23 protein-coding genes and 5 tRNA genes are annotated in these 24,782 nt (G+C 43.0%); 13 read left to right on the forward strand and 15 right to left on the reverse strand.

Translation table 11 applies throughout. The features are described from left to right. Window positions 1–52 precede the first annotated feature (52 nt). Entirely contained in the window at window positions 53–3,469 is a 3,417-nt protein-coding gene (locus tag ACSX1H_RS03730; protein ID WP_439182317.1) for a sensor histidine kinase, read from the forward strand. 52 nt (window positions 3,470–3,521) lie between these two features. Here ACSX1H_RS03730 and ACSX1H_RS03735 read toward each other — a convergent pair whose 3' ends face one another. Then, a complete protein-coding gene (locus tag ACSX1H_RS03735; protein ID WP_439182318.1) occupies window positions 3,522–4,088 on the reverse strand; it encodes a DUF4251 domain-containing protein in 567 nt (188 codons plus the stop codon). Between the two features lie 27 nt (window positions 4,089–4,115). Further along, window positions 4,116–5,327 (reverse strand): acyloxyacyl hydrolase, encoded by a 1,212-nt coding sequence (locus ACSX1H_RS03740; RefSeq protein WP_439182319.1) that lies wholly within the window; start codon window positions 5,325–5,327, stop codon window positions 4,116–4,118. A 158-nt stretch (window positions 5,328–5,485) separates the two neighbouring features. Here ACSX1H_RS03740 and ACSX1H_RS03745 point away from each other — a divergent pair, with 158 nt between their 5' ends. Then, window positions 5,486–6,445, forward strand: coding sequence for a lipid A deacylase LpxR family protein (locus tag ACSX1H_RS03745; protein ID WP_439182320.1), 960 nt, complete (start codon window positions 5,486–5,488; stop codon window positions 6,443–6,445). Here the strand turns inward: ACSX1H_RS03745 and ACSX1H_RS03750 are convergent. Then, on the reverse strand, window positions 6,435–7,334 hold the full coding sequence (locus tag ACSX1H_RS03750; protein WP_439182321.1) for a DMT family transporter: 900 nt from the start codon (window positions 7,332–7,334) through the stop codon (window positions 6,435–6,437). The two genes, ACSX1H_RS03745 and ACSX1H_RS03750, sit on opposite strands and share 11 nt — an antisense overlap. Before the next feature lie 84 nt (window positions 7,335–7,418). Between ACSX1H_RS03750 and ACSX1H_RS03755 the strand changes: the two genes are divergently transcribed. After that, window positions 7,419–8,126 (forward strand): pseudouridine synthase, encoded by a 708-nt coding sequence (locus ACSX1H_RS03755; protein WP_439182322.1) that lies wholly within the window; start codon window positions 7,419–7,421, stop codon window positions 8,124–8,126. Here ACSX1H_RS03755 and ACSX1H_RS03760 read toward each other — a convergent pair. Together ACSX1H_RS03760 and ACSX1H_RS03765 are read right to left on the reverse strand one after the other, a co-directional pair. Beyond that, entirely contained in the window at window positions 8,089–9,006 is a 918-nt protein-coding gene (locus tag ACSX1H_RS03760) for a YitT family protein (RefSeq protein WP_439182324.1), read from the reverse strand. The genes ACSX1H_RS03755 and ACSX1H_RS03760 overlap by 38 nt on opposite strands. Window positions 9,007–9,078: 72 nt before the next feature. Further along, window positions 9,079–10,200 carry a GNAT family N-acetyltransferase gene (locus ACSX1H_RS03765; protein ID WP_439182325.1) on the reverse strand — a complete coding sequence of 374 codons (1,122 nt, stop codon included), beginning with the start codon at window positions 10,198–10,200 and terminating at the stop codon, window positions 9,079–9,081. 119 nt (window positions 10,201–10,319) lie between these two features. Between ACSX1H_RS03765 and ACSX1H_RS03770 the strand changes: the two genes are divergently transcribed. The 3 genes from ACSX1H_RS03770 (at window position 10,320) to ACSX1H_RS03780 (ending at window position 14,505) form a co-directional block, all read left to right on the forward strand. Then, window positions 10,320–11,378, forward strand: a complete 1,059-nt coding sequence (locus tag ACSX1H_RS03770; protein WP_439182326.1) for a DUF3810 domain-containing protein — start codon at window positions 10,320–10,322, stop codon at window positions 11,376–11,378. Between the two features lie 163 nt (window positions 11,379–11,541). Further along, the gene (locus ACSX1H_RS03775; protein ID WP_439182327.1) at window positions 11,542–12,990 is read left to right on the forward strand and encodes a TrkH family potassium uptake protein; all 1,449 of its coding nucleotides are present in this window, start codon (window positions 11,542–11,544) and stop codon (window positions 12,988–12,990) included. Window positions 12,991–13,053: 63 nt separating this feature from the next. Further along, window positions 13,054–14,505 (forward strand): TrkH family potassium uptake protein, encoded by a 1,452-nt coding sequence (locus ACSX1H_RS03780; protein ID WP_439182328.1) that lies wholly within the window; start codon window positions 13,054–13,056, stop codon window positions 14,503–14,505. Window positions 14,506–14,511: 6 nt separating this feature from the next. Here the strand turns inward: ACSX1H_RS03780 and ACSX1H_RS03785 are convergent, their stop codons facing one another. The 7 genes from ACSX1H_RS03785 to ACSX1H_RS03815 all read right to left on the reverse strand — a co-directional run bounded on the left by ACSX1H_RS03785 (window position 14,512) and on the right by ACSX1H_RS03815 (window position 16,572). Beyond that, window positions 14,512–14,856, reverse strand: coding sequence for a helix-turn-helix domain-containing protein (locus ACSX1H_RS03785; RefSeq protein WP_439182329.1), 345 nt, complete (start codon window positions 14,854–14,856; stop codon window positions 14,512–14,514). Window positions 14,857–15,358: 502 nt separating this feature from the next. Next, a complete protein-coding gene (locus ACSX1H_RS03790) occupies window positions 15,359–15,973 on the reverse strand; it encodes an L-threonylcarbamoyladenylate synthase (RefSeq protein WP_439182330.1) in 615 nt (204 codons plus the stop codon). 93 nt (window positions 15,974–16,066) lie between these two features. Continuing rightward, window positions 16,067–16,149: transfer RNA gene (locus ACSX1H_RS03795), tRNA-Tyr, on the reverse strand. Window positions 16,150–16,193: 44 nt separating this feature from the next. Beyond that, window positions 16,194–16,266 (reverse strand) — tRNA-Gly (locus tag ACSX1H_RS03800). Window positions 16,267–16,282: 16 nt separating this feature from the next. Next, window positions 16,283–16,356: transfer RNA gene (locus tag ACSX1H_RS03805), tRNA-Thr, on the reverse strand. 3 nt (window positions 16,357–16,359) lie between these two features. Continuing rightward, window positions 16,360–16,445: transfer RNA gene (locus tag ACSX1H_RS03810), tRNA-Tyr, on the reverse strand. Between the two features lie 53 nt (window positions 16,446–16,498). Continuing rightward, window positions 16,499–16,572 (reverse strand) — tRNA-Thr (locus ACSX1H_RS03815). A gap of 322 nt (window positions 16,573–16,894) precedes the next feature. On the opposite strand from ACSX1H_RS03815, the gene ACSX1H_RS03820 reads away from it, so the two are divergent. From ACSX1H_RS03820 to ACSX1H_RS03830, 3 genes are read left to right on the forward strand one after another with little or no spacing between them, the layout of a single operon-like run. Then, window positions 16,895–17,488, forward strand: coding sequence for a DUF4199 domain-containing protein (locus tag ACSX1H_RS03820; RefSeq protein ID WP_439182331.1), 594 nt, complete (start codon window positions 16,895–16,897; stop codon window positions 17,486–17,488). Window position 17,489: 1 nt separating this feature from the next. Further along, complete coding sequence (locus ACSX1H_RS03825) at window positions 17,490–18,440, forward strand: glycosyltransferase family 2 protein (RefSeq protein ID WP_439182332.1); 951 nt, start codon at window positions 17,490–17,492, stop codon at window positions 18,438–18,440. Beyond that, window positions 18,440–19,159 carry a class I SAM-dependent methyltransferase gene (locus ACSX1H_RS03830; protein WP_439182334.1) on the forward strand — a complete coding sequence of 240 codons (720 nt, stop codon included), beginning with the start codon at window positions 18,440–18,442 and terminating at the stop codon, window positions 19,157–19,159. The genes ACSX1H_RS03825 and ACSX1H_RS03830 overlap by 1 nt, the downstream gene beginning before the upstream one ends. Here ACSX1H_RS03830 and ACSX1H_RS03835 read toward each other — a convergent pair. From ACSX1H_RS03835 to ACSX1H_RS03845, 3 genes are all read right to left on the reverse strand, one after another. Next, entirely contained in the window at window positions 19,149–19,598 is a 450-nt protein-coding gene (locus tag ACSX1H_RS03835; protein ID WP_439182336.1) for an NUDIX hydrolase, read from the reverse strand. The two genes, ACSX1H_RS03830 and ACSX1H_RS03835, sit on opposite strands and share 11 nt — an antisense overlap. Window positions 19,599–19,666: 68 nt before the next feature. Then, the gene (gene miaA, locus ACSX1H_RS03840) at window positions 19,667–20,575 is read right to left on the reverse strand and encodes a tRNA (adenosine(37)-N6)-dimethylallyltransferase MiaA (RefSeq protein ID WP_439182337.1); all 909 of its coding nucleotides are present in this window, start codon (window positions 20,573–20,575) and stop codon (window positions 19,667–19,669) included. 6 nt (window positions 20,576–20,581) lie between these two features. Beyond that, entirely contained in the window at window positions 20,582–21,130 is a 549-nt protein-coding gene (locus ACSX1H_RS03845; RefSeq protein WP_439182338.1) for an IS1096 element passenger TnpR family protein, read from the reverse strand. Window positions 21,131–21,271: 141 nt separating this feature from the next. Between ACSX1H_RS03845 and ACSX1H_RS03850 the strand changes: the two genes are divergently transcribed. The 4 genes from ACSX1H_RS03850 to ACSX1H_RS03865 are packed head-to-tail and all read left to right on the forward strand — an operon-like array spanning window position 21,272 to window position 24,681. Beyond that, a complete protein-coding gene (locus tag ACSX1H_RS03850; protein ID WP_439182340.1) occupies window positions 21,272–21,751 on the forward strand; it encodes a DUF302 domain-containing protein in 480 nt (159 codons plus the stop codon). A gap of 32 nt (window positions 21,752–21,783) precedes the next feature. After that, a complete protein-coding gene (locus tag ACSX1H_RS03855; RefSeq protein ID WP_439182341.1) occupies window positions 21,784–22,212 on the forward strand; it encodes a c-type cytochrome in 429 nt (142 codons plus the stop codon). Window positions 22,213–22,269: 57 nt separating this feature from the next. Then, on the forward strand, window positions 22,270–23,505 hold the full coding sequence (locus ACSX1H_RS03860) for an aminotransferase class V-fold PLP-dependent enzyme (RefSeq protein WP_439182342.1): 1,236 nt from the start codon (window positions 22,270–22,272) through the stop codon (window positions 23,503–23,505). Window positions 23,506–23,514: 9 nt separating this feature from the next. Then, window positions 23,515–24,681, forward strand: a complete 1,167-nt coding sequence (locus tag ACSX1H_RS03865; RefSeq protein ID WP_439182343.1) for a BamA/TamA family outer membrane protein — start codon at window positions 23,515–23,517, stop codon at window positions 24,679–24,681. Window positions 24,682–24,782 lie beyond the last annotated feature (101 nt).

Consider the following 24,782-nt stretch of genomic DNA (forward strand, 5'->3'; position numbering starts at 1 on the left):
ATATGTTAGCTAACTTAATATTTGCATCTTAAATAATTAAACAGCAGGAGTTTTGGAGAGGGTAAAATACGCGTGTGTCTTGTTTATAATGGGGGTGATGAGTCTGTCGGCTCAAAATTTTGCTTTTCAGAACTATGGGGTGGAAGAGGGGCTTGAGCATCCTTTTATCGAAAGTGTGGTGCAGGATTCGACCGGATATACCTGGATTGGGACCACTGAAGGTTTATACATTTTTGATGGCATTTATTTCGATTGCTTCCGGCACGATGTCAATGATTCAACTTCCATTTCCGATAATCTGATAAAGGCTTTATATGTCGATCCGGATAAAAAAGTACTGTGGGTAGGTACACGTCTGGGCGGTATCAACAAATTGTCATTAACCAACTTTAAAGCTGAGCAGATACAACGAAAAACCGATAGAGAGCATAAAATTGGTATCGGTACAGTTAATGTTTTAAGTAGGTACAGAAACTGGTTGCTTATCGGAACTAAGGAGAATGGGCTTCAGGCTTATCATTTGGAAAAGCAGCAGTTTATTGATCTTACTATTAATCGCTCACGTTCAGACTACGAGGTGCTGGATCTGGTGCATCGCGATGGAGTATTGTTCGTTGGAACCGATAATGGCCTTTACCACTATTTGTTGGATGATATGGAGAAGGGACGGTTGCAGATGAGCAAGGTGGCCGCCCTGGAACGATTACAGCGAGCAAATGCGGTCAGTTTTTTGAATGACTCAATGCTGGTTGTGAGCTCCAATACCGAGTTAGTCAAATATGCCCTTTCGAGCAGTAAGCTATCTGCTCTCTATCAACGCACGCCTGATGTCGCCATGCTTACCGGTCATATAATTGACGAATGTAATAATATTTGGTTGGGCACCTATGGCGATGGATTAATGCGTCTTAGCCCAAACGGAAAACTGCTTAACTGGCATAAGGCAAAAGTTGAAGATGAGGCTTTGGCAAATAACTGGGTCAGTTCATTACACTATTCTGCTAAACACAAACTCTTGTGGGTGGGCACTAAGGATGGCTTATCCATGTGTACAAAAAATAAGCTGAGGTTCAAACACCTTCGAACCAGACGCAATGCCGGGCGGATGGCTGATAACCTGTTTTTTTTGCATAAAGACTATAAGAATCGCTACTGGTGGTGGACGCATACCGAGCTTTATTATAAAGATGGAGAGAAGGAGCCGGAGGTTTTTGCTCTTAATAATTCAAAAGGGTTAAACCAGGATACCATTAATTGCGGCTATGAAGATAAACAGCATATTTTGTGGGCAGGCAGTTATGAAGGGCTCTTGGCAATTGATTTAACTAACGATTCATATGCGCGTACCCTTTTTAGTCATGCAGATGTGAATGCACGTAATTTGAACATTATCACTTCCATATTGCCACACAAACAAACGTTTTGGCTGGTTACGTTTGCCGGAGTTATTCACTTTAAATCCGAGGAGGATTATCAGGTTTACCCTTTTCCTGATAACCTGGTGGATGATATGAGTTTGAGAACAACTTGTGCTATTATTGATAATCAAGGGGTATTATGGATTGGTGACAAAGAAGGGTGTTTAACCTCCTTTAACCCGGCAACCAGACGGTTTGAGCGCTACTCATCGGCGGTAACTACCTCTCAGGGAAAGGTCCGGTTCAATTCAATTATGGATTTGCATGTGCAGAACGATAGCACCCTATTTTTGGCCACTTATGGCATGGGCTTACTTCAGTTTGATATCGACAATAAGGCGTTTGCTCCCATCATGGAGAACGAGATGTTGTCCACAAACATCTATTCTATCCATAAAGATCGCGAAGGCTTTTTGTGGATGAATAGCAACTCGCGAATTATCCGCTTTGATCTTGATACGAAACATCTGATGAGTTTTGGTCGATATGACGGCGTCAGGTGTCGCGAGTTTAATCAAACTTCTCATTTTCAAGGGGACAATGGTGAGATTTTAATGGGAGGTTTTGGTGGGTTTGTAGAGTTTAATCCCAACGAATTCATGTATAATACTAAGGTACCCGATGTGGATTTAGGCTCCTATTCGGTCTATAATGATCGGGAAGTAATTGGCGGACAAGTTTACGATCACTGGGTGTATATTGGTAAAGACACACTGGAAATCAACACAGAAGATAAACAGATATCTTTTTATGCCAGCGTATTTAATTATTGGAATGCTAACCGCAATATGATTGCCTGGCAATTGGAGGGGTATGAAGATAATTGGGATACCTTAATGGCAGTAAATGCCAAAACATACGTTTCTTTGCCCGAGGGCAGTTATACCCTCAGAGTAAAAGCTTCAAATAACGATCAGGTATGGAACGAAGAGGGCGATAGTGTGGTGCTGATTGTGAAACCACCTTTTACCCGCAGTCGCCTATTTAAAGGCATCGTTATCCTGTTTATGGTTATTCTGGTTTACTTTGTTTACATTCTTAGAATCAGGTATCTGAATAATCAGAAAAAAATCCTGGCAGAAAAAGTGCTGGACAGAACCCGGCAGCTACAAGCTGTAAACACTGATTTGGAGGATAGTAGGGAGGAGATTCTTAACCAAAAGAAAGAACTGGAACTCCATCGTTATTATCTGGAAGAACTAGTCAAGGAAAGAACAGCAGATTTGGAAGCTGCCAAATTACGAGCCGAACAGGCTGATCGGCTAAAAACAGCTTTTTTGGCGAATCTGTCCCATGAAATAAGAACACCAATGAATTCTATTGTTGGCTTTTCGACCCTCTTGGGCAGCAATGTTTATAGCGCTGAAGAGCGAAAAGAATTTGCCAGCGTGATACAAAAAAGCAGTGATAGCCTTTTAGTGTTGATTAATGATATTCTGGATATTTCTCGTATCGAAACAGGTCAGGTTGCCCTGATTAGACGCGATGTGGATGTATATGCACTTTGTAAAGATGCTTTTAAGTCCCTAAGGCTAAGTGTAAAAGAGGGAGTGAGGTATGAGCTCGATATGGAAGGAAATATTGGTGATCTGACGGTTTGTACCGACAGGGAGCGCTTGAAGCAGGTGTTGATCAACCTTCTGAACAATGCCCTTAAGTTCACATTGCGAGGACATGTGAGGCTGGTTGTTCGTCAAGGCGAGAAGGCTTTTGCCATGCTTGACGAATCATTTGATCGAATACAAATGCCTGATAATATCGTCCTCTTTGCTATTATGGATACAGGAATAGGCATCTCCGAGGATGAATATGAGAAGATTTTTACCCCCTTTCAAAAAGCGCACAGTGGTCATGATGTGCATGGCGGTATCGGTTTGGGGTTGAGTATTGTTAAGCAATTGGTGGAGATGCTGGGAGGAAAAGTCTGGCTTCGCTCACAGTTGCAGAAGGGCACCACTTTCTATTTTTATATACCTAATAACCAAAACGGATACAGCGAAAGTCATCTGGGTAATTCGGCTTTCGACCAAAACAATGGAGCACACCTTTAGCTCATGCTTTTTAGTGTGCTCCCACTGTCAGTTAAACCTGACTGATTCAATATCAGATAATTGGTGTTCCTTTGTAAACTGTTGATTGAGATAGTGGTACAAGAATGCCCCGGTACTGAATTCTGCCCGAGGTATTGCCTTGCACCGTAGCGTTGGCAATTTGACCGTCCGAATTGCAATCGAGGCGTATATCAAATGAGCCGATTGCTGAGCTCACATAGAGGGTGATGAAGTAGGTGCCTTTCTTCTCATTTTTTTTAACTTCATACTTGGTGACTCTGCCACGCACAGAAACACCGCCAACTCCATTTGCACCCATCCCGGTATCAGAACCAAGCTGCACAAAAGCTTCATCTCCTTCCATGGCAATAAAGTTTAAATTGCTATTTACGATGATGGAGCTGCCCCGCTTGCCCGCTAAAGAGTTGGCTTCGAGCACCCATTTTTTCTCTTCTATGGAGGTAGCTATTACCTTGGACATAGCTTCCGATTGTTTTTTCTGCTCAAGTTTTCTTATTTCGCGCATTTCTTTGCGGCTTAAATGTTTCTTATCAGTTTCCTGAGCAATAGCCCCATTCATAAGGCTCAAGGCGAAGATTACTAATATTAGCTGTTTCATAGTTTTTAGGGGTTATTTATACATTCGTTAGTTCCACTTGATACGATAGCCGATGTTCCATTCTATCACTTCGGCCACCGAAAAGTTGTGAGCTCTTACCAAAAGGCCAACATACATATCGTTTTTAAAGTGGTATTTTAAGCCAAACTTCTGGTACATTAGCGGGTTTGAGTGTTCATCTTTTTTACGTAAAGCTAAAAATCCCATGTAAGAGGCAACTGATAAACGGTCGATTGTGAACTCGTAGGTACCATAAATACCCAACATCAGCTTTTCATAAGTTTTATCAGCAAACTCCACCGTTGGTGCCAGGCTGCCATCGGCCGGGTTGGTTATTTTAACATTTGCTTTTTCATCGTAGGTAAGGTCAAGGCCAACACCAAATTTATTTTTCCAGGTTGTTTGCTTTAATATTGCTGCCGATAGGTTTAAATAAGAATGCATGATGTCGGCCGTGCCTCTTTCATCTGTCGGATTGCTAGGTTCATTAGGGTTGTTGTAAAGCACATTGCTCGATCCCGATCCGAGCTGAATAGCAACCTCGTAGTGCTGTGGGTAGGTGGGTTGAGGAGTTTTAATTAAAAGAGGACGATCTTTAAAATGGTAGCTCACCTGAAACGATGGATTCAGCAGGTTAATTCCGCTATTCGGCTTTTTTGTGCCTCCATTTGAAAAATGCGTAAATCCAAAGGCGCCACGTAACGACCAACGGGTGCTGAGGTAATATTCGTAAAACAAATTAGCATCGATGTAAACTGTGCGGTAAGAGCCAATGGCAACATTAAAAGGATTGTCGTATTTATTATATGGTTTCCAGTTATAGGTGAGTCCAAACCCCAGCTCATAACCCCACATACTCTTCTCTTTGCGTTTAATCGGAAAGCCCATAAACCCATACAATGCTGTGGGAGTTCCTAATTCGTCCACATTGAAGAAGTTGGCGTTGTAAAAGGCAAAACCAAAATAGGGAAAGTTAAAGATGTGATGCCACTCTTTGCTTCCATCTGTTTGAACGCCGTAGGCAAGACTGAGCGCCTGGTAGTAATCAATCACCTGGTTGGCATCATTTTCTCCCTTCAGAAAGTCGTTGGTTTGTAATACTCTGCCTGCGTGGTAGCGCAGCGACATGTAATTATAGCGTTTTGATTTTTTCGATTGAGTAGTGTCGTTAACTTGTGCTTGCTGGGCGCTTAGTTGTATGCTAAAGCAAGTGAGAATGAAAAGAGTAATTAGTTTCATGTGTGAGTTGTTAAGGGATTTAGTCTTTTGATTTTTATTGTAAACAAAAATAACTAATTGGTTAAAGAGTTTTTGGCACGATGTAAGTTAGTGATATTTTTTAAGTTTTATTAATAAAATATGGCTCAAACTTTGATGTGTATCTGCAAATTAATCAGATGATTAGGAAGAAAAGGTTCTTAGCCACAATTGCATTCAGTTGGGTAGTGCTGATTTCTGCAAGTAGTCAGCAGACTCTCCAAAACAGCTACTATCAGCTCCGGTGGGATAATGATGTGTTTATGATGACCGATTATTATTACACGCAAGGAATGTCTTTTACAATGTACCATCCGGTTATTACGCATAATCCTCTTAACCTTGTTTTATTAAAGCCCGGGAACCACAAAAATGTGATGTATGGGGTGTCTGTTTTTCAAAAAGCCTACACACCAAAGGATATTAAGAGTGATGAGATACAATTTTTTGATCGTCCATACGCAGGTGTATTAGTTTTTAGTTCTCATTCCAATGCTGCTAATCCGGAAACCGGATGGCTGCTGAAAGCTGAGTTGGATTTAGGGGTGATGGGGCCTGCTTCGGGGGCCGGTAAGGTGCAGTATAAATACCATGATTTTGCAGATATTCAACTACCCAATGGCTGGCACAATCAGCAATATAATTGGCCGGTTATCAATTATAACATTCAGGCCTATAAACAATTGTATGAAACCCCATATACTGGTTTTTATGGTAAAGGAGCTGCTCGCATTGGTACTTTGCACGATGAGGCTTCTTTAGGTCTGTTGTTCAGAGTTGGTAAAATGCCCGGATACATTGAAAGCCTGGGCTTGCCCCTGCCTAATAGTAATCATTCCTGGCAGCTGTTTGTGTGGACCGAGCCCAGCTTAACTGCCGTTGCGTATAATGGAACACTCATGGGAGGATGGCACCGGAATGAAAAGATTCATTACATTGAGTTTGGGGAGATGAATAAATTAATTGGTACCTGGCGAACCGGGCTCAGCGTTGGCTATCATTCATTTGGTCTTACTTTTGGTGTTGTTTTTCAATCAAAAGAATTTAAATCAGGAGCTCCTCATTGGTATACAACTACCCGGCTATTTCTTACTTTTTAGCAACCAACAGGCTGTAAATCACCACTGAGGCACCGATTATCATCATTCCGGCAATAGAGATAATGTCGGGCGATTCATCAGGTAAAATTACCCAGCTTAAGGTAGCCCCAAAAACGGGGATGATGAATTTAAAAACGTTCAGGTCGGAAACTTTAATGCCCGGTTTTTGCAGGAGGAAAAACCAGATTGAGAAGGCCGTAGCAGACAGAAAACTCAGCCATGATAGTGCCAGATAATACTCAGTAGGATAGTCAAATCCGGAAAATGGTTCGGTCAGAAGTGAAAATAAAAATAGTGAAAAACCACCCAGTATCATCTGTATGGCATTGAGAATAATGGGCGAAATAGTGGTTCTGTTTTTGCTGACAAATACATTGCCAATGCCCGAGGCTATATTGGCCATAACGAGCAGAGCCATCCCCGCCAATTCACTCCATTCACCCGGTCCACTGACACCTTTTGGAAGAGCAATGAGAACGATGCCTCCAATCCCTGAAGAGATGACCAGTGTTTTGCGCAGGCTCATTTTATCATTGCTCATCATAACGTGGGCGGTGAGGGCTGCAAACAGTGGCTGTGAACCAATAATAATTGCTGCCAGGGCACCATCAATTAAGGCCACCCCCCAGTAAAAAAGGGCATACAATATAAAGGTTTGAAAAGCAGATACTTTAATAATGAGCCAGATGTTTTGTCGGATGGCCGTCACCAGCTTTTTAAATGAAGGGACGAGGGGGAGCAGCAGCAGGCCGGAAAAGAAAAAGCGCAGACCAGCGAATTGGATAGGTGTTGTATACTTGAGCCCAATTTTAATGCCAACAAAGGCCGTTGACCAAAGGAGGCAAGCAATAATCGCTAATAGTGTGTTGCGTACAGTTTCTTTTTGCATAATGCTGGTTATTAAGGCGCACAAAATTAGTAAGTATTTTGAATTGCGGGCAAGAAAGCACCGGGAAGGCGCTATCTTTGTTAAATGGATATAACAGCCAATGATATTATTTATCAGGATGAGGTGATGATAGCGGTGAATAAACCCGTTGATTTGCCCGTACATAAGAACGATTTTATGCCTGCTGATGCAGCTTATCTCACAAAAGCAGTTGGCCTGCTAACCGGGAAATCGGTATTTCCGGTGCATCGGCTCGATTCAAAAACATCGGGGGTCATTGTTTTGGCCTTTACAAGGGAAGCGGCCGGAGAACTCGGTCGTCAGTTTGAGCAGCGTCAGGTTAAGAAGGAATATCTGATGGTGTGCAAAGGGGCTCCGGGAGAAGGTGTTTTCGATAATCCCGTTTTAATCAAGAAAAAGAAAAAAAGACAGAGTGCAAAAACCTGGTATCAAACACTTAGATCGGTGGAAACAGGTATCTGCTATAAGCAAGAGGTAAATGTGGGGCTTAGTTTAGTACGAGCCAGACCTGAAACTGGTCGGTGGCATCAGTTGCGCCAGCATTTTGCGATGAATCGGACTGATATTCTGGGAGATACTCAACATGGCGATTGGACCCTCAATAAAATTATGACGGAAGTAACAGGTGTGAAGCGCCTACTCTTACATGCCAGTACATTGCAGTTAGAACATCCTGTGACCAAAGAAAAAATAAGCCTCGAAGCAAAAATGCCTGAGGCTTATGAAAAAGTTCTTACTCAATTGGCCGGGGTGCAGTATTCTTTGGTTTAGAGCTTTTTTTGCTGTTGAGTGGTGGTTTGTATTGGTCAAAACCGTGGCCATAAACCGCCATTACATTGGCAACCGAAATAAAAGCATCCGGATCTGTTTCTTTAATAATCTGAAACACCATGTGCGATTCCGATTTCTTAACAATGGTGATAATAAATTCGCGATCGCCGGCATAGTAATAGCCGCGTCCTTTTAAAAAGCTTAAGCCCCGGTTTATCTGCGACGATAATTTATCGGCTATCTCCATGGGTTTTTGCGAGATGATGAGGATTTGAACCGATTGGCGCGAACCGGTTAGCAGCATATCGGCAATGTAAGACATGAGACCAACCACCACAAAACCAAACACCATTGTTTCCAGCGACTCAAATACAAAGAATGAGGAACTGATGATAAAGATGTCGCAAAAAACCATGATGCGACCCGGACTGATATTGTGGTTTTTGTTGATTATCATGGCTATTATTTCGGTGCCACCGGTACTTCCTCCCTGAACAAACAGGATACCGATACTCGCCCCAACCATACCGCCACCGATAATGGCCGCCATGAAGCGATCGCTCACTATCGGGTCGGTGATAAAGTAAGGAAAAACCGTAATAAATACCGACAGTGTAACCAACGAGTAAATCGTTTTAAAACCGAAGCCTTTACCCAGAATCTTCATCGATAATAAAATCAGGATGGAATTCAGTACCAGGTTGGTCGGACCAACTGGTAATTCAAAAATAAAATACAATAACGAGGATAGCCCCATTACACCACCACCAACTATATCGGATGGAATGATAAATCCGGTCCAGCCAACGGCACTTACCATCAAACCCAGTGTTATAATGGCGTAACTCTTCACTTCTTTTAAAATAACTGCTCTTGTCATCTCTTTTACCCATTAAAAAAGGTGCCTGTTAAACAAGCACCTTTTCATCAAAAAATCTTCGTTTATTGTGTATTATAGTGCTTTTTTGTAACAGCGTTTTCTTTTATGCTGGATATGCTCAAACGATTTCCACATTTGTATAGCCACATGGTTGTTTTCCAACATCCCGGTTGTTTCAACATACTTTACTCCGTCTTCTTTGGCCGTTTTCCAAAGGTCATTCATCAGCAAGGCAGCAACCCCCATTTTTTGCAGCTCAGGCTTAACACCTGTAAGCATTAAATCCATTTCCTTAGGATGTTTAAGGGCTTTCATAATGTGCCACCAGCCCAACGGCCACAGCTTGCCTTTAGCTTTTTGCATGGCTTTTGAAAGCGATGGAAGGGCAATTAAAAAGCCAGCCAGCTCATCTTCTTTGTCGAGGATGATTTTCACATAGCGGGGGTTCAATATCGGAAAGTACTTTTTGATATAGAATTGCACCATCTTATCGGGCAATTCGAAAGTTCCAAACAGCTCTGAAAAGGCTTTATTGAACAGGGCGAATACTTTTTGTTTATATGGCTCCAGCTCTTTGCCTGATGTGAAATTAAGCGCTTTCAAACCGTAACGCCTGGTAAGCATATCGGCCACTTTAAAGGCTTTTTCGGGCAGTGCATCCGGAAATGTAATTCGGAACTCTAACCAATCAATTTCTTTCTCGTAACCCAAGGCATTAAAGTGCTCCTGGTAGTAGGCCATGTGATAGTCGGAGGCAACCGACGGCAGCCAGTCATGGCCTTCAATCAAACAGCCTTGATGATCGAGGTTAGAGAAACCCAGGGGCCCCTGCACTTCCACCATGCCTTCAGCTTTTAACCATTTTTCGGCCGTTTCAAACAATAATTTGCTAACTGTTTTGTCATCAATAAACTCAGGGCGCGTAAACCGGCCAATGGACTGCCCTTTTTTCTCTATCCAGAGTGAATTAATTATGCCGCCAATACGTCCAACGCATTTACCATTCTTATAAGCGACCCAAAGTTTCACTTTACAGAAATCAAATGCAGGATTTTTTTCCGGCACAAGGGCGTCCTTCTCTTCCTGTATCATTGGAGGCACCCAGTTGGCTTCATTTTTATAAAGCGAATATGGCAGCTTAACAAAGTCGTTAAGCGTCTTATTGTCAATTACCTCTTTTATCTCAATAGCCATTTTGGAATTTTTTTTCTGTCGCGAAGTTAATACATAAATTTGGCTTAATCCTGAAAAAAAGCGATAATAGAAAACCGATAGGATTATTTTTTCGCTGACAGATTATCTATTTTCGTGTTATGAAGAGAAATTGGCTTAAGAAATGTTGTTATTCAGTGACTTGTGTGGCTGTGGGGATGGGTGTTTTGGTATTTATATTAACCCGTGTGGCCTTACAATATCCTCACTTGGTGGAGAATTGGTATTCACGAGGCTTGTATCCGCTGGTTGTGGCGGCTTTAACAGCTTTTAGCAATCTGGTGTCTTTTTCATTGGATGATTTGTTTTACGCAGGCTTGATTACTTATCTCATCATTAATACAATTCTGTTATTGATGAGGCGATTACGGTTTCTAAGCTTTGTGAAACGGCATTTGGTAACGGTTGCTATCGTTTACAGCGCGTTTTATGTGCTGTGGGGGTTTAATTATTACCGCAGTCAGTTAAATGAGCGGCTCGAATTGCAGGCGGCCGAGCCTGATGTAACCGAGTTAATGCAGGTTTTTGAATGGTTAATTAATGAAGTCAATGAGAGCTATACCCCAATATACACGATTGATCGGCCTGAGGTGCTGAGGCTTATCCGAAAGGAGTACGAGGCACATGCTGATTTTCTGCGGGTGGAAGTGGAGGCGCTTGAGTTTAAGCCCAAACCCATTTCGTTAAGTCGTTTCTTTGCTGCCGCTACCATTTCGGGCTATTACGGGCCGTTTTTTGGCGAAACACATGTTAATAGCTACATGTTACCCCTTGGTGTGCCGGTTGTTATGGCCCATGAAATAGCGCACCAGCTGGGTGTGACCAGTGAGGCCGAAGCCAACTTCTATGCCTGGTATATCTGCAGTCACTCGCCGGATAAGCGTTTGGCATACAGTGCTAATCTACATCTGTTAAGGTATTTTATTTACACTTGCCATCGCTATGAAGGCTATCGGGAGTTGGCAAAAAAGATTCGCTATGAGGTACGGCACGATTTCTATAAATCGCATCGTCATTGGATGGCTTTAATGAATAATAAGGTGGAGCTGGTTGCTACCAAAGTAAACGATGCCTATCTGAAAACCAATAGTGTAACAGCCGGGATTGATGATTATGACGGCGTAGTGAAATATGTGATGGACTACAAAACATCACAATAGAAGCAATAAACCCGATTGGACCTGTTTATTCGTTTGGATCCTATTATGATGAAACCATACCACTTCGAGCACATAAAGTGGGGTGAATTTCCCTCTTTTTTTATTCATCATTTATATATAAGGCAAAAAAATATGAACTTTGCATCCGTTTTAATTGGGAGGGATGTTAAACTATCGTTTTATAGGTAAGGTGCTGGGGCATATTCTGCTTGCACTGAGTGTTTTTATGCTGGTATGTGCTGCGGTGGCGTTTTTTTATGGTGAAGACGACATGCAGGCGCACCTGATGGCCGCTTTGGCCAGCATGAGTTTTGGTGGCGTAGCCAGTTGGCTTTGGCGTTCCACGCCTGATGAGGTAGGACGTCGGGAGGGCTTTGTGATTGTTACCTTAGTTTGGGTGGTTATGTCTTTGTTTGGCAGTTTACCTTATATACTTAGTGGCACTATTCCCGGGTTTACAAACGCCTTTTTCGAAACTATTTCGGGCTTTACCACCACAGGCGCCTCTGTTGTGAGCGACATTGAAGCACTTCCGCACGGCATATTGCTATGGCGGAGCATTACACACCTGATAGGAGGAATGGGGATTATTGTATTGGCCGTAGCCATATTGCCCTATTTTGGTTTTGGCGGTATGTCACTTTATAATGCCGAAGCAGCCGGTATCACCAACGATAAGTTGCATCCGCGCGTCAAGCACACGGCCAAACTGCTTTGGGGAATTTATGTGGTGCTCATTTTGCTCGAAACAGGATTTTTGATGCTGGGCGGTATGCCTCTTTTTGATGCGTTATGCCATAGCTTTGCCACCATTGCTTCAGGCGGTTTTTCTACAAAGAATGACAGTATAGCCGGTTATTCGCCCTATATTCAGTATGTGATTATTGTGTTTATGCTTTTTGCCGGCACCAATTTTACCTTGTTTTATTTTGCGTGGAAGGGAAAATTTAAAAAGGTGACTGAGAACCGGGAGTTCAGGATGTATTTAAAAGTGATAGCGATTGTTACAGCCATTGTTACCATTACCCTGGTTTTCCTCGATCACCATAACGGTGAAGAATCGTTCCGCAAGGCCTTGTTTCAGGTGGTGAGCTTACTGACAAGCACCGGCTTTGCAACGGATGATTATACCGCCTGGCATCCCTATTTAACCTACCTGATGTTTTTGTTGCTCTTTAGCGGCGCCTGTGCCGGCAGTACTTCGGGCGGCATCAAAATTATGCGACATTCCATATTGTTTAGGAATACTTTGCTGGAGTTTAAACGAATGGTGCATCCCAATGCGGTTATTCCTCTTAAAATTGAAGATAAACCTGTATCATCAGATACCGTGTATAAAGTGCTGGCCTTTGTGATCCTTTATATGACCATATTCTCCATTGGCACCTTTGCCCTCACCTTTTTTGGGATGGATATGGATTCGGCAATGGGCGCAGCGGCCACTACAATGGGAGGAATTGGCCCGGGCATCGGTACGGTTGGTCCGGTAGATAATTTTTTCGCAGTGCCTCAGGCTGGTAAGTGGATATTGTCTTTCCTCATGCTGCTTGGCCGGCTTGAGTTGTTTACTGTATTAATTTTATTCTCACCGCATTTTTGGAAGAATAATTAGTATAAAAGTGCTTTATATTAGAAAAAATAACATCTTTGCTTCTTAATCTCTGCTGGTGGAATAATGCTTAATAAACGATTTATAATTCTTGTACTGGGACTGCTTTTGGTAGTCGAGGGGGTTTTTATGCTGTTATCAGCAGGTGTGTCGCTTTTATATGGCGAATACGATTTACCTTACCATTTAATTGCCGCAGCCATCTGTATTGTTTTGGGGGGGATAACCAGTTTTATGTTGCGAAAAGCACCCAAGGACATTGGTAAGCGCGAAGGCTACCTGATTGTTGCTTTAGTGTGGGTGGTATTTTCCTTTTTTGGTCTGCTGCCTTTTTACCTGAGCGGAGCCATCCCTTCCTACACCGACGCCTTTTTTGAAACCATATCGGGGTTTACAACTACCGGGAGTAGCATTTTAAATGATATTGAGGCATTGCCGCATGGCTTATTGTTTTGGCGAAGTCTGATTCAGTGGTTGGGTGGTATGGGAATCATCGTGCTTTCTCTCGCCATTCTGCCCGTATTAGGGGTAGGTGGGATGCAGATGTTTCTCGCCGAAGTACCTGGGCCGGCTCCCGACAAATTGCACCCGAGAATTACAGAGACAGCTAAGCGCCTGTATGGTATTTACGTGCTGTTTACAATTGCCGAAGCTATTCTGCTGGTGTTTGGTGGCATGACGCCGTTTGATGCAATCTGTCACTCATTTACCACCATGGCTACCGGAGGTTACTCCACAAAACAGGCCAGTGTGGCCTATTTCTCATCGCCCTTTATTCAATACACTATTATACTGTTTATGTTTGTTGCCGGCGCCAACTTTACATTGTCATACAGTGTGCTGCGGGGGAAGGTAAAAAAGGTCATTAAGGATGAAGAGTTTCAGGCTTACACCGGTATTATTATTGGGGTAAGTGCCTTGGTTGCTGCTGTTTTATACTTCACCGAAGAGAATATATTCATTGAAAAAGCCTGGCGTGATGGTTTATTCCAGGTGGTGTCAATTATTACCACAACCGGTTATGCTACGGCCGACTATCTGTTGTGGGTGCCTTTCTTGAGTATCGTGATTTTTTTACTCATGTTTACGGGCGGCTCGGCGGGTTCAACAGGCGGAGGTATTAAAATTGTGCGTATCGTACTGCTCATGAAAAACAGCTTTTTCGAGCTGAAGCGCTTGGTGCACCCCAATGCTGTGATTCCTGTCAGGTACAACAACAGGGCTGTTAATCAGGGCATCATTACCAATGTGCTGGCCTTTATTGTTATTTACATGATGACTGTTGGCATTTCGATGATCATCATGAGTATTATGGGCTATGACCTGGACACGGCTCTTGGTGCAGTGGCAACATCCATTGGTAACATCGGGCCGGGATTGGGCGATGTTGGACCTGCATTTAACTTTTACGAAGTGCCGGCTTTCGGAAAATGGTTTCTGTCCTTTCTGATGCTGATTGGCCGTTTGGAGCTGTTTACTGTTATCTTGCTGTTTTCACCGTATTTCTGGAAGGAGTAATTGGTTTTACTCCTGGCGACTTTTAATGAGTTGTTCTACTTCTTCCAATGTTGAAAGAGGCAATGAGTTGAGCTCCCTGGTTAGGTCAAACACCTTTTCTGTCCGACGCAGTTCGTTTAAGGGGTGATTGGCCGGTATTGACAGGTTACTTGGCGTCCATTCCATAAAATCGTTGGGTGTGCAGCCTATGCGTACGCATAAGCGTTCCAGTAAATCCAGATTTAAGCGGTTAACACGGTTGTTCTTCACTTTACTGGCAAAGCTTTCTGAAAATCCGGCTTTACGAAGAAAAGTAAATGGACGGTCGATGGCTTTGGCTTTAAAAATGCGGGTAAAATTGTATCGCAGCATGGTCAATGAGGTTTAGTTGGTTATTGGTTGAAGCAACTTGCGTTAACCGTACTTTAAATTGTTTAAATAGCAAGTTATATTATTTATACTACAATGTAAATAGCGTCAATCAGTCCATATTAGTCTGAATTTGTAGTCAATCATTTTATAACTAAAAAGTAGTTGCGCCAAAAAGTATATTAATTAGTTATAAGCAAATGGTAATTGGTTGTTCTTGTGTTTAAATTGTTCATAAGTATAGAAAAGTGGTGTCAAATAGAAAATAATTAGTGAATCACCAGTGGACGGTGGTATTATTTGCCGATAGGTGAGGTCGTGTTATACTACGAAACGTTCTCAGAACGCTGCATGGCTCGAATATTCGTGTATAACCCGCAGGCTGTTTCTTGTTTCCCGCAGATAGCGCAGATTTACGCAGGGAAGGCGTTATTTATTAAAGGGAAGAAATTTTCCAAAGTTCTCAACTTTGGAAAAGTTTTAGGGAAGAAATCGTCAGGCGCAGTTAGAGTTCAATTTCCCCTTTCCCATACCTCACAACCTCCAGTTCATCGCCGGTACAATCGATTATAGTAGATGGTTCGTTGTTGCCAAAGCCGCCATCAATCACCACATCCACCAAATCGGCAAATTTTTCATAAATCAGTTCCGGATCGGTGGTGTATTCAATAATATCATCTTCGTCTCTAACGGAAGTGGAAAGAATCGGATTGCCCAGCTCTTTCACTAATTCCCGGATAATGTTGTTATCGGGCACCCGGATACCAATGGTTTTTTTATTATTCTTGAAGAGTTTGGGCACATTGCTGTTGGCAGGTAAAATAAACGTGTAAGGCCCCGGTAAGTGCCGTTTCATGAGTTTAAACACATGGTTGTTCAAGGGCTTGGTAAAATCAGAAATATGGCTGAGATCGTAGCAGATAAAAGACAGGTTTGCCTTTTTCAGGTTGATATCTTTGATGCGTGCTACCTTTTCAACGGCTTTGGCATTGTTAATATCGCAGCCAATGCCATAGATGGTATCGGTGGGGTAGATGACGATGCCACCATTACGAAGAACCTCAACGATTTTTCGTATTTCCTTTTCATTCGGGTTTTCCGGATAGAGTTTAACTAACATGGTACCTCCTTAGTTTGCTTAAAAATAGCAAATTAAATCCAAATATTCAGATACAAAAAAAGGTTCTGCTATTGCTAACAGAACCTTTTTTTGTGGGGAGAGCAGGATTCGAACCTACGAAGACATAAGTCAGCGGAGTTACAGTCCGCCCCAGTTGGCCACTTTGGTATCTCCCCAACTGATAAATTCAATAAAAAAGCCATTCAAAAGAATGGCTTTGAGCGGAAGACGGGGCTCAAACCCGCGACCCTCAGCTTGGAAGGCTGATGCTCTATCAACTGAGCTACTTCCGCAATAATTAAAATATTGAGCCTGTGGAGGGACTCGAACCCCCGACCTGCTGATTACAAATCAGCTGCTCTAGCCAGCTGAGCTACACAGGCAAATGGTGGGGAGAGCAGGATTCGAACCTACGAAGACATAAGTCAGCGGAGTTACAGTCCGCCCCAGTTGGCCACTTTGGTATCTCCCCATCAATCACTTTCAATATTTTTAATCTTTTCTCACAACTCGTTTGTTGTTGAGAGCCTGTGGAGGGACTCGAACCCCCGACCTGCTGATTACAAATCAGCTGCTCTAGCCAGCTGAGCTACACAGGCGGGTGGGTAAGCTACCCATATCGCACTGCTACAACCGTCTACCCTTGCTGCCGCCAGGCCCTGGGGGAGTTCAACAGGAGCTAGTCGTATGGGACTTACCCGTGTTTGTTTCTTGATTGCGGATGCAAAAGTAGGGCAATTTTTCATCCTTGCAAATATTCAGCACTACTTTTTTTTGCTGAAATAGCTAAAGTGGTGAAAATGAAAAACAAAATTTTTCATTTTTTTTATTGATAGTTGATGGCCAAATTAAATCTTGGCCGATTCGCCGGGTTTAAAAGGATATTTGTATTTTAGATGTCGATAACTTAAAATCTAAATTATGGAAAATGAAAACAAGACTCCATCTAAAAGTTGGATCAATAACGGAGTAATATTCGGGGCCGTCCTGGTTGTTATGAATGTTCTGATGTATCTCGTGGTTGACCTGGAGAAGATTTCCTTGATGGGATTTGCCGGAATTGGAATCGTATTCGGGTTTTTACCTGTAATTATTGGCTTAATCATTATCATCAGAAATTACCGAAAGGAACTGGGAGGCTATATGAAACTAAAGCAAGGCATGCTGTATGGAACTTATGTAACATTTGTGGCTGCCGTTATTGTTGCGATATATTCTATCGCTTTCAATAATTTCATTGATCCCGACTATGTGCAAAAAACTCAAGAGGCTGTTATAGAAAAAACATACAATTTTATGGAATCAAGCGGTGTTCCTCAGAGTGCTATTGACGAGCAGCTTGGTGAAATGGAGAAGGAAATGCAAAAAGAGGTGGATAATGCTAAATTGATTTCGCCATTGAAATCTATTCTTTATACCACTATTATGGGGTTTGTTATTTCTCTTATCTTAGCAGCAATATTTAAAAAGGAGCCTTCGGTGTTTAATACCACAGAAGGGGTAGAAGAAGCTTAATATGGATTTATCAATTGTCATCCCCTTATATAACGAGGAAGAGTCAATCAACGAATTATATGCATGGATTCAGCGGGTAATTGACCCGCTGAATTGGTCTTACGAGGTTATTTTTGTTGATGATGGCAGCAATGATGCCTCGTGGGAAAAGATACACACCTTACGTAAGGAATCACAGCATGTGCGTGGGATTCGCTTCCGGCGAAACTATGGTAAGTCGGCTGGCTTGTTTTGTGGGTTTGATGCTGCACAAGGCGACGTGGTGATTACCATGGATGCCGATTTGCAGGACAGCCCGGAAGAGTTGCCCGAGTTGGTGCGTATGGTTAAGGAGGATGGCTTTGATATTGTAAGTGGCTGGAAAAGGAAACGCTACGATCCGTTGGGTAAAACACTGCCTAGTAAACTGTTTAACCGCACCGTCCGCATGGTGTCGGGCATTAAATTGCACGATTTTAATTGTGGGTTAAAGGCCTACAGAAAAGAGGTGGTGAAAAACATAGAGGTGTATGGCGAGATGCACCGCTATATTCCTTTAATTGCCAAGCAAGCCGGATTTAACCGTATTGGCGAAAAAGTGGTGCAACACCAGGAGCGGAAGTACGGCGTATCGAAGTTTGGCATTGAACGCACCATCAAAGGGTTTCTCGACCTGTTATCGGTAACATTTATTTCCAAGTTTGGCAAGCGACCCATGCATCTGTTTGGTGCCTTTGGAACACTCATGTTTATTGTTGGGTTTTTGTCCGCACTTTGGTTGGGTATAAGTAAACTGTGGTATGTGTATCATAATATTCCGGCACGCCTGGTTACCGATAGTCCTTATTTTTACATTGCGTTGGCCAGTATGGTGATTGGTACCCAGCTGTTTTTGGCGGGCTTTTTGGGCGAATTGGTGTCGCGCAATGGTAGTGAGCGTAATCAATATCATATTGAAGAAACAATTAACTAATGGCATTTTATAGTGAGATAGTTGAGGCCTATGATGCAATTTTTCCTTTGAATAAAAAGCAGGTGAGTTTTGTTCAGGAGGCACTGGGAGGTGCTTTGGCAGGGAAAACTGTATTGGATATTGGATGTGGCACCGGTTCATTGGCCATTGCGCTGGCCCGGCAGGGTGCCAAAGTCAGAGCTTTTGATTACGATGAAGAGATGGTGGCCAAAGCCGAAGAGAAAAGGCCCCAGGCACTCGATCTTCAGTTTCAGCAAGGCGATATGAGAGCTGTGGGCGATTATTTCCAACCGATGGGCTTTGAGGCGGTGTTGTGTTTTGGCAACACATTGGTGCACCTGAACGCACTCGAAGAAGTGGAGGCCATGGTGCAGCAATCGGCCCATCGACTAAAAGCTGGTGGGAAGCTCTTGCTGCAACTTGTAAATTACGACCGTGTAGTCGGTGAGCGGGTGGTAAGTTTACCAACCATACAAACAGATGATTATGCCTTCGTGCGTAATTATACACATCGCACTGATGGTAAAATTGATTTCTCAACTGTGTTAAAAACACCTGGTTCTATTGTTGAAAATACCGTTCCTTTATTGGCGCTTGCGCGTCAGCCGCTGGAAGCCATTCTCAATAAGTACTTTTCGGAGGTACAATGTTGGGGTGGTTTTGACCGCTCCGAATGGACAGCAACAACTTTTCACCTGGTAGTGGAGGCTAGAAAGTAGCCTTCAGCCGTTCAACAACCTTTTGGTCAATGGGGAAGGTGAATTGGCTGGGCGATAATTGATTAATTGCAAGCCATCTGAAAGCCTGAGCGCCCTCTTCTTGCGGAATGTTATTTGGGGTTCTGGTGGTAGGTATTACCGCTTTATTTGCTAATTCAACGGTGTAGTAAATGCTTAATAGCTGCATCTTATTAAAGAAGCGTGCTTCCTGAAAGTAGTCGGTGGTGTAAAAGTGCTCTTTTATATGCACTTCCACATTTAATTCTTCTCTAAACTCGCGTTTTAAACACTCAAGTGTTCCTTCTCCATATTCCAGGCCGCCGCCAGGGAACTTGGTCATGTACATGCCCATGCGGTACTCGTCGGTCACCAGAATTTCGTTCCGATCATTGACTAATAAGCCATACACGCGAATATTAAAGCTTGGAGAGGTTGTCATAGTGAAGAAAAACACCGGGCCATAAAGTTTGTAAACCGCGAGCAAGGATTTGCTTGTGGCCCGGTGGGTTAAACTGATTCGATTTGTTTATCAACAAATTTAATAATTTCTTCCGTTTGGCTGGGGTGAAACCAGTTTATTTCTTTGTCGCGCCTGAACCACGACAGTTGACGCTTGGCATAGCGGCGTGAGTTGCGCTTAATCAACTCAATGGCCTTATCGGCATCGTATTCGCCATCCCAGTGGGCAAATATTTCTTTGTAACCAACTGTGTTGAGCGAATTGCTTTCTTTCAGGTGGTAAAAGGCTTTGGCTTCCTCAAAGAGTCCGTCTTCCACCATTTGATCTACACGCGCATTAATGCGTTCGTAAAGCTGCTCCCGCTCCATGTCTAAACCTACTTTCAGAATGTTGAACGGGCGCTTCCGGCTCGAGTTGGTTCGCAAAGAGCTATAGGGTTGTCCCGTCATGAGGCACACTTCAAGTGCATGCATCACGCGTTTATGGTTCTTTAAGTCAACCTGATTATAGAATTCCGGATCGAGCATTTTCAATTGACCACGTACCGCTTCCAGTCCATCATTATTGTATAGGTCCATCACCTCCTGTCGTAATTCCGGGTCAATGGTTGGCAGTTCGTCAATGCCTTTGCACACGGCATCCACATACATCATTGAACCGCCTGTCATCATTACTTGTTGGTGTGTTTCAAAAAGTTTTTCGAGGAGCTTTAATACATCCTGTTCAAACTGGTAGGCGTTGTAATAGTCATGAACCGAATGAGTGCCAACCATATGGTGTTTCACGCGCTTAAGCTGCTCCTCAGTGGGAGCAGCAGTTCCTATTTTCAATTCTTTAAAAAGCTGTCGGCTGTCTGACGAAATGATTTCAGTCTGTAAATGCTCGGCCAGTTGCAGGCATAATTCAGTTTTGCCAATGCCGGTGGGGCCAATTAGTACTATCAGTGTATTAGTCATTGTGTGCTAGTATTGGTCAGCCAGGTCATCCAGGTTTAAATCGTCATCGAAATGGTCTAAATCGTTAAATTTCATGGAGTCGAGCGTGCCGTCAAACTCATCATCAAATTGGTCTAGATCTGGCTTTGTGGTCTCTTCTGTGAAATCACCTATCATAATTTGCTGAGGTGTTTCGCCCTCATTGCGGTAGCAGTTAGGCTTATCCAGACTGCCCTTTTTTATTTCTATTACCTCGATAAAAAATGCTCTTTCGGAGAAAAAATCAAACACATAAAGCAGGCGTTGTCCTTCTTCAAATAGAAAATCGGAAATCAGGGTGTTGTGCATTACTTTTATTTCGGATGAATGTCCTTCTGACATGTCCAGTAAAGTAATTTCAGATTCCTTGTTCCACCCACTATCGGTGGTGAAAAATGAAGCCATCTGTGAGGCATCGTAGTTAAGTGTATCCTGTATGCAAGCGTGCAGATCCGCAAAGCTTAGCGTATCGTCTATTGCTATTTCTTTCACGAAATTATCGACCTCATTCGATAATATCCTCAGGTAAATAATCATTACGTTGTTTTTTGGTTGTTGGAGTCAGATCTTCAAAAGTATGAAAAATAACGTTTAGCTGATATATTTTGTTTGTCAAAAGGGTAAACATTGCCCTTGTAAGAATTGTTACTAACACAAATTAAAACGATTCGAAATATTATGAAACAAATGGTTTATTTACTTGTAGGATTGGTCGTTGGTGCAATTGTAACGCTTTTTGTGATAAAAAATATGGCGCCTAAGATGATGCTCGTTGAGAGCAAAAGTCAGTTTAGTTTTGAAGAAACGCTTGAACGTTTGCAGCAGGCGGTTGATGAGAAAGGATGGAAAACGCCTTATGTTCATGATCTGCAGGCTACAATGGCCAAGTTTAACTATGATGTTAAGAAAGTGAAGGTGATGGAAGTGTGCAAGCCAGATGTGGCGCAAATGATACTCACCAAAGATGACGAGCGTATTGCCTCTTCGCTGATGCCTTGCCGCATATCTGTCTATGAAAAAAGTGACGGTCAGGTATATATATCGCGCTTGAACAGTGTTAAAATGGGTGGCCTGATGGGCGGTGTTATTAAGCGGGCCATGGATATAGCCGGTAATGAAAGTGAGGAAATTATTCTCGAGGCCGTTGGGCAGAACTAATTAAAAATCAACCTAAAATAATCGAATAGCTTATGCAGAAGGTAATCATTTTGGCTTTTGCCGTGTTTCTTATGGCCTGTAATTCGTCAAACGGAAAAAAAGAGAGTGGCGTGCAGGTTTCTAAATCCGAACAGTTAAAAACAGACACACATCCGGGAGAGATTCAGTATAAAAGACACTGTTTATCGTGTCACCAGAAAAATGCGGGTGGAATACCTGGTATGTATCCGCCTTTGGCCAAAAATAAAGTGGTTTCAGGGGATAAGGAACCCTTAATTAATATTGTGTTGCACGGTATGAGTGGTGAGATAGAAGTGAATGGAGTGACATATAACGGGGTGATGGCGAGTTATAAAAACCTGTCGGATGAAGATATCGCGGATATATTGAATTACTTACGTTCGGGCTTTGGCAATTCAGGAGAGGCAATTACTCCGGCTGAGGTTAAGAGTTTGCGATAGTTCGGCTTGATAGGATTTTAACTATTTTTACAAGCCTAAAAGCAAACAAACCATAAAATGAGTGATAACAAAAAGGGGTTTATAACCCGTTCATTGCATACTAGTTTTCCCAAGCCGGATGCTTACAATGCATTGCATATGCCGGTGTACGATGGCGTGGCTTATGAATTTGAGAGTGCTGAAGAGATTGCAGACACATTTGCAGGTAAAAAATTTGCACATGCCTATTCTCGTACTTCCAATCCAACCGTTGAGTATTTTGAGCGTAAGATGCAGGCTGTGACTGATGCACGTTCGGTCATCGCCTTGTCATCGGGTATGGCCGCCATATCGAATGTGCTCATAAGCTTGGTGGAAAGAGGAGGTAATGTAGTTGCTTCCAATCAGCTGTTTGGTCATTCCTATGCCTTGTTGAAGCAAACGCTGCCCGCTTTAGGGATTGAAGTGCGTTTTGTTGAAATGACCAATATGGAGGCGGTTCAAAAAGCAACAGATGAACAAACACGGGTATACTTCTTTGAGACCATTACGAATCCCCAGCTCGAAATTGTTGACTTGTCACAATTAAGTTCGCTAGCCAAAGCTAATGGGGTTGCTGTGGTTTGTGACAGCACCATTACGCCACCTTATGTTTTTCGCTCAAATGAGTTTGGAGTGGATGTGGAGGTAATGTCCACCACGAAATTTATTTCTGGTGGAGCCGCTGCTTTTGGTGGGGTGGTAATTGATAATGGTACTTTCGATTATGCGAGTTTACCAGCCTTGAAAACATGGGCCAATCAATTTGGGCAAGGAGCTCTGGTGGCGCGCATTCGTAAAGAAGTATTCAGGCATCTGGGAGGTGCTATGACTGCTCATACGGCTCATTTTATGAATATGGGCCTCGACATTATGCCCTTACGTGTGGATCGCTGTGTGGAAAATTGCCTGCAGCTGGCAGCCTTTTTTGAGGCCCACAAACGCATAGTGGCCTGCAATTATCCGGGTGTGGAAGGCACTAAAGGATATGAGTTGGCGCAACTGCAGTTTTCGGGTAAGCCCGGTGCTGTCATGACTTTCGATCTGGAGTCCAAAGAGGCCTGTTATCAGTTGTATAATCGTCTGAAGGTAATGCGGCGAGCAACTAATTTAAATGACAATAAAACGCTCATTATCCATCCCGAATCAACTATTTACGCTGAGTTTTCGGAGCAAGAAAAGCGTGAGATGGATGTGCGGCCAACCATGATGCGTTTGTCGGTTGGGATAGAAGATATCGAGGATTTGATAGGAGATTTTACCCAGGCTTTGTAATTTTACAGGATGTGTAAATTCGGACCATTAGCAGTTGTAATGCTGCTTGTATTTAGCGGAGGCATTAGGGCCCAAGAGGAGGTAAAAAGTGATTCGTCCAGTCAAACATTGGTTGAACAGGCGGCTGTATTGGTTGAGGAGGTAATCGATATGGTGACGATTGAGCGGGGACGCAATACTTTTTCGTTCTACCCGATGGCAGGTTATTCACCGCGAACCGGTTTTGAACTGGGACTGATGCCGGTATGGCGCATCCGACCGAAACAGTCCGCAGCCAGTCCCTATTACCGACCGTCAACAATAGCGCCCTCTATTAAGGTGTCTACAAAGGGCATGTACGATTTGGAGTTGGATGCAATGATTTTTACTTCAAGCCGATGGATGTTTATTTCTAAGTTTCAGTACCTTTTCTTACCGGATGAATTTTATGGTATAGGTAACTATACCAAGGAGCCACCTTACTCAACATACGATATTAACCGCTTTGCCTTTAATACGGATATTCTGAAGGGGATTAGCGAAAGCCTGTTTTTAGGCCTTCGCCTGGATGTAAACTATGACCGCTACTCTAATTATAAGGGCGAGCTTTTGAATCCCTCTGTTCTTGGTTACGAAGGAGGATGGGCCAACGGTATCGGACCGGGAATGGCCCTTGATAATCGTGATGATCAATTGTATCCCACAAAAGGCTGGTTTATAATTTTTTCGGGCACTGCTTATAATGATTTTACCGGCAGTGATTACCGGTTTGTGGCTGCTAATCTGGATGTTCGAAAATTTTGTTCATTCAATAGTGATAAATCCATTCTGGCGTTGCAGGCGGTTATGAATTCAACCTTTGGTGATGTGCCTTTCTATAAACTTTCATCTATTGGTGGAAAACGCATGCTGCGTGGAATTGCCCACCCTTATCGCTATTTGGATCAACACTCCTGGTTTGCACAGGCCGAATGGCGACAGCATATTTGGTGGCGTCTTGGTGGCGTGCTTTTTAGTGGGGTTGGTAAAGTTTCTCCTGAGTTCCTGCAGCGTCCATTCGCCGATTTGCACCTTGTTGGTGGCGCAGGCCTGCGTTTTAGAGTATTGCCCAAGGAGGGCCTGAACTTTAGAATGGACTTTGGAGTGACCAATAGAGGCGATAATGGCGTATACTTCACCATTAGGGAAGCGTTCTAAAACTGATTCTTCATACCTCTCTCAATACCTATTATTTAGGTAGGAATACAGGAAACTCATACTGTTTTTTTTATTTGTGTAACTCTCACATTATCAAACGC

Source organism: Carboxylicivirga taeanensis (assembly GCF_051851475.1).
GTDB lineage: Bacteria > Bacteroidota > Bacteroidia > Bacteroidales > Marinilabiliaceae > Carboxylicivirga > Carboxylicivirga taeanensis.

What these genes read in the sequence shown, in the direction of transcription:
- ACSX1H_RS03775 (WP_439182327.1), top strand. Translation starts at nt 11,542, where the DNA reads ATGTTAAACTATCGTTTTATAGGTAAGGTGCTGGGGCATATTCTGCTT.
- ACSX1H_RS03765 (WP_439182325.1), bottom strand. Translation starts at nt 10,200, where the DNA reads ATGGCTATTGAGATAAAAGAGGTAATTGACAATAAGACGCTTAACGAC.
- ACSX1H_RS03850 (WP_439182340.1), top strand. Translation starts at nt 21,272, where the DNA reads ATGAAACAAATGGTTTATTTACTTGTAGGATTGGTCGTTGGTGCAATT.
- ACSX1H_RS03865 (WP_439182343.1), top strand. Translation starts at nt 23,515, where the DNA reads ATGTGTAAATTCGGACCATTAGCAGTTGTAATGCTGCTTGTATTTAGC.
- ACSX1H_RS03760 (WP_439182324.1), bottom strand. Translation starts at nt 9,006, where the DNA reads ATGACAAGAGCAGTTATTTTAAAAGAAGTGAAGAGTTACGCCATTATA.
- ACSX1H_RS03845 (WP_439182338.1), bottom strand. Translation starts at nt 21,130, where the DNA reads ATGATTATTTACCTGAGGATATTATCGAATGAGGTCGATAATTTCGTG.
- ACSX1H_RS03755 (WP_439182322.1), top strand. Translation starts at nt 7,419, where the DNA reads ATGGATATAACAGCCAATGATATTATTTATCAGGATGAGGTGATGATA.
- ACSX1H_RS03830 (WP_439182334.1), top strand. Translation starts at nt 18,440, where the DNA reads ATGGCATTTTATAGTGAGATAGTTGAGGCCTATGATGCAATTTTTCCT.
- miaA (WP_439182337.1), bottom strand. Translation starts at nt 20,575, where the DNA reads ATGACTAATACACTGATAGTACTAATTGGCCCCACCGGCATTGGCAAA.
- ACSX1H_RS03855 (WP_439182341.1), top strand. Translation starts at nt 21,784, where the DNA reads ATGCAGAAGGTAATCATTTTGGCTTTTGCCGTGTTTCTTATGGCCTGT.
- ACSX1H_RS03820 (WP_439182331.1), top strand. Translation starts at nt 16,895, where the DNA reads ATGGAAAATGAAAACAAGACTCCATCTAAAAGTTGGATCAATAACGGA.
- ACSX1H_RS03860 (WP_439182342.1), top strand. Translation starts at nt 22,270, where the DNA reads ATGAGTGATAACAAAAAGGGGTTTATAACCCGTTCATTGCATACTAGT.
- ACSX1H_RS03825 (WP_439182332.1), top strand. Translation starts at nt 17,490, where the DNA reads ATGGATTTATCAATTGTCATCCCCTTATATAACGAGGAAGAGTCAATC.
- ACSX1H_RS03770 (WP_439182326.1), top strand. Translation starts at nt 10,320, where the DNA reads ATGAAGAGAAATTGGCTTAAGAAATGTTGTTATTCAGTGACTTGTGTG.
- ACSX1H_RS03780 (WP_439182328.1), top strand. Translation starts at nt 13,054, where the DNA reads ATGCTTAATAAACGATTTATAATTCTTGTACTGGGACTGCTTTTGGTA.
- ACSX1H_RS03835 (WP_439182336.1), bottom strand. Translation starts at nt 19,598, where the DNA reads ATGACAACCTCTCCAAGCTTTAATATTCGCGTGTATGGCTTATTAGTC.
- ACSX1H_RS03745 (WP_439182320.1), top strand. Translation starts at nt 5,486, where the DNA reads ATGATTAGGAAGAAAAGGTTCTTAGCCACAATTGCATTCAGTTGGGTA.
- ACSX1H_RS03750 (WP_439182321.1), bottom strand. Translation starts at nt 7,334, where the DNA reads ATGCAAAAAGAAACTGTACGCAACACACTATTAGCGATTATTGCTTGC.
- ACSX1H_RS03790 (WP_439182330.1), bottom strand. Translation starts at nt 15,973, where the DNA reads ATGTTAGTTAAACTCTATCCGGAAAACCCGAATGAAAAGGAAATACGA.
- ACSX1H_RS03740 (WP_439182319.1), bottom strand. Translation starts at nt 5,327, where the DNA reads ATGAAACTAATTACTCTTTTCATTCTCACTTGCTTTAGCATACAACTA.
- ACSX1H_RS03785 (WP_439182329.1), bottom strand. Translation starts at nt 14,856, where the DNA reads ATGCTGCGATACAATTTTACCCGCATTTTTAAAGCCAAAGCCATCGAC.
- ACSX1H_RS03735 (WP_439182318.1), bottom strand. Translation starts at nt 4,088, where the DNA reads ATGAAACAGCTAATATTAGTAATCTTCGCCTTGAGCCTTATGAATGGG.